We start from the raw sequence: 2,511 nt of genomic DNA on the forward strand, positions 1-2,511 counted from the left end.
GGCGCCGTCGAAGGAGGAATGCTTCCGGATCCCGGTCATCCTCTCACCATCCCTTCCAGCTGCCGTCTGCATGGCGATATTGACGGAATGCCATGGGCTCGAGCGGGAGCTTGGCGATGTCGGCTTCCTTTACTTCGATGCCAAGGCCCGGCCGGTCGCTCACGTTGATGTACCCGTCGGCGATCTGCCAATCGTGCTCGGCATACTGGTCGTAGCGCTCGAAATACGACGGGGCCATTTCCAGGATCAGGAAATTGGGAGTGACCGCAGATGCATGGAAAGCGGCCGCATTCGCGACGGGCCCTGCCACGTTGTGGGGCGCCATCAGCATCTGTTGCCGGTTTGCGCTCTTGGCGATTTCGCAGAACGCGGTGATGCCGAAACAGTGCGTGATGTCCGGCTGCAGAAAGGCGCAAGCCCGGCGCTGGATCAGTTCTTCGAATTCCCTGGCGGCGAACAGCTGCTCACCCGTAGCAACGGGAACCGGACTGCGCTGCGTGACATCCATCAGGGCGTCGACGGACCCGACTTTGACCGGTGCCTCGAGAAACATGGGGGCATAGGGCGCCGCACGTCGGGCGAATTCAATGCTCAGTTCGGGTGTGGGACTCCCGTGCGTGTCCAGCAGAATCGCCGGATCGGGGCCAATCGCCTCGCGCACGGCGGCAATACACTCGAGGCTGCGTGCGATCGCGGCCAGCTCCATGGGGGCGCGGCGCGATTCGAGCGGGTTGCCTTTGACCCCGGCGTAGCCGTTGGCGATCTGTTTCCTCGCCGTCTCCGCAGCCTCGGCGGGCGAGCTCTCAACGAGCCCGCCGCTGGCGTAGACCTGGATACGGTCGCGCCGCCTGCCGCCCAGAATCGCGTGCACGGGCACACCCCAGGCCTTACCGGCAATGTCGTACAGGGCCATGTTGATGGCGGCCACGGCAGTACCGATGATCGGCCCGCCTTTCCAGGGGGCAAAGTTGACGATGTCGTCGGTCAGCGCTTCGACCCGGGTCGGATCCCGGTCGAGCAGAAGCGGGACCAATTGTCGCAGCAGCGTTTCAACCGGCTGAACGAGCCACTCGCCGCTGCCTTCGCCCCAGCCGCTGATGCCGGCATCCGTTTCCAGTTTCAGGAAAAGCCAGCTCTTCATGGTGCTGCAAAGCAATTCGCCGGTTCCGGGATCTCGAATCTCCTGGCCGGTGGGTACGGACAGCGGGTAGGTTTTGACAGAGGTGATCTTCATGAACTCTTCGCCCGGATCGTCTGCTCCACGTCTTCCTTGTAGTCGTCACCCATGACACTCATGGCGCGGTCGATACCCGACCCCTTCGAGGCCTTGAGGTCCAGATCGGTGACCGGCAGCAGCGAAGTAACGTTGGCGTTGCCCCGGAGAAACTTCTCCGCCAGATTGACTCCCGCGCACCAACCGTAGTGGCCGTAGAGGCGCATGATGCGCTGGCGCGCGTAGGCCGGGGTGTGGCCCTGCGACTTATAGCTCATCTCGGCTTCGATGCGCTGCTCTTCCCAACCTGATATATCGACGTACACATCGACTTCGTCTCCCGGTTGGGACGGAGCGCAGTAGTAGATGCGGGCAGGCTTGTGGGGCACGCGCTTCTGGCCCTGACGGGGATGGCTGGCGACGACCAGGGCGTCGTTGACGACGGCAGCCGTCATCGTATGGTCGTCGTGTCCACTGGACAAACGGCTCCTCGTCTGCTTTTCCGGCACCTCCGTAATCAGCAGGTCCGGCCTCACCTCGCAGATGAGGTCGGCGACCTCGTCGACCATTTCATCGCTGCTCCGCAGGGGTTTGTCCGGATACCCCATGCAGCGCACGTCGTCGACACCGAAGAGGGCGCAGGCGCGTTTCGCCTCGTCGTATTTCTGGTCCGTATACTCCTGGCGCTGCTGCTCGGTCACACTCGTGTCGCGCTCGGTCTCGTCCTTGCGCAGCTCTTCAAAGAGCCGCTCGTTGTGCGTGCGGCCCCCGTCGGTCAAAATGGCCACGGTGACTTTATCGCCATTCTGGATGTGATTACCCATCGTTCCCAGGGCGTGGGTGCAGTCGTGGGGGTGGGCAAAGAGTCCCAACAACTGCACCTGCTGCTTCGTCTGCAACCATTGCATGATCATCACTCCTCGTTATAGGCGTCGCTCTCGACGGCAACCAACGGCGCGATGCGCCATGGCCGTCAACAATAGCGCTCCCTCCTCGCTTGACCAAAATATCGATCGTCCGATCGTCGTTCCTGTTCCGCCGCCGCTGCGTGCCGCGTTGTGCCCTTCCCTGGAAAGAGGTGCGAGGTGACCGAAGAAAGAAATGCAAGAGAAATCGTGCTCGCCCGGATCGACCTGTCTGAATGCCCGGCGGGTAAGATCCTCGACTACAACGATCCCGAAAAAAGCCTGGAAGCGAAGGTCTTCAAGGGCTGGAACAATCCCCTGGAATGGGGCCCCAAGCAAGGGCAAAGACCGAGCTCTTACCGGGTCGTCTCCGACGGGGGCGTACAGGTGCTG

The 2,511-nt window shown here is 62.2% G+C and carries 3 protein-coding genes; 1 reads left to right on the forward strand and 2 read right to left on the reverse strand.

What is annotated here, in order from left to right:
- Positions 1-43: 43 nt before the first annotated feature.
- Together OXG98_20180 and OXG98_20185 are read right to left on the reverse strand one after the other, a co-directional pair.
- Positions 44-1,234: a mandelate racemase/muconate lactonizing enzyme family protein gene (locus OXG98_20180; protein ID MCY3774330.1), complete on the reverse strand. Its 1,191-nt coding sequence runs from the start codon at positions 1,232-1,234 to the stop codon at positions 44-46.
- Entirely contained in the window at positions 1,231-2,121 is an 891-nt protein-coding gene (locus OXG98_20185; protein MCY3774331.1) for a PIG-L family deacetylase, read from the reverse strand. Before OXG98_20185 ends, OXG98_20180 begins: the two co-directional genes overlap by 4 nt.
- A 177-nt stretch (positions 2,122-2,298) precedes the next feature.
- Here OXG98_20185 and OXG98_20190 point away from each other — a divergent pair.
- The coding region (locus OXG98_20190; protein ID MCY3774332.1) for a hypothetical protein at positions 2,299-2,511 on the forward strand (213 nt) is incomplete at its 3' end.

This window comes from Gemmatimonadota bacterium (assembly GCA_026706345.1).
In the GTDB taxonomy this organism is placed as follows: Bacteria; JAAXHH01; JAAXHH01; order JAAXHH01; family JAAXHH01; genus JAAXHH01.

Coding starts and splice junctions, on each gene's coding strand:
- OXG98_20180 (MCY3774330.1), bottom strand. CDS start 1,234: ATGAAGATCACCTCTGTCAAAACCTACCCGCTGTCCGTACCCACCGGC.
- OXG98_20185 (MCY3774331.1), bottom strand. CDS start 2,121: ATGCAATGGTTGCAGACGAAGCAGCAGGTGCAGTTGTTGGGACTCTTT.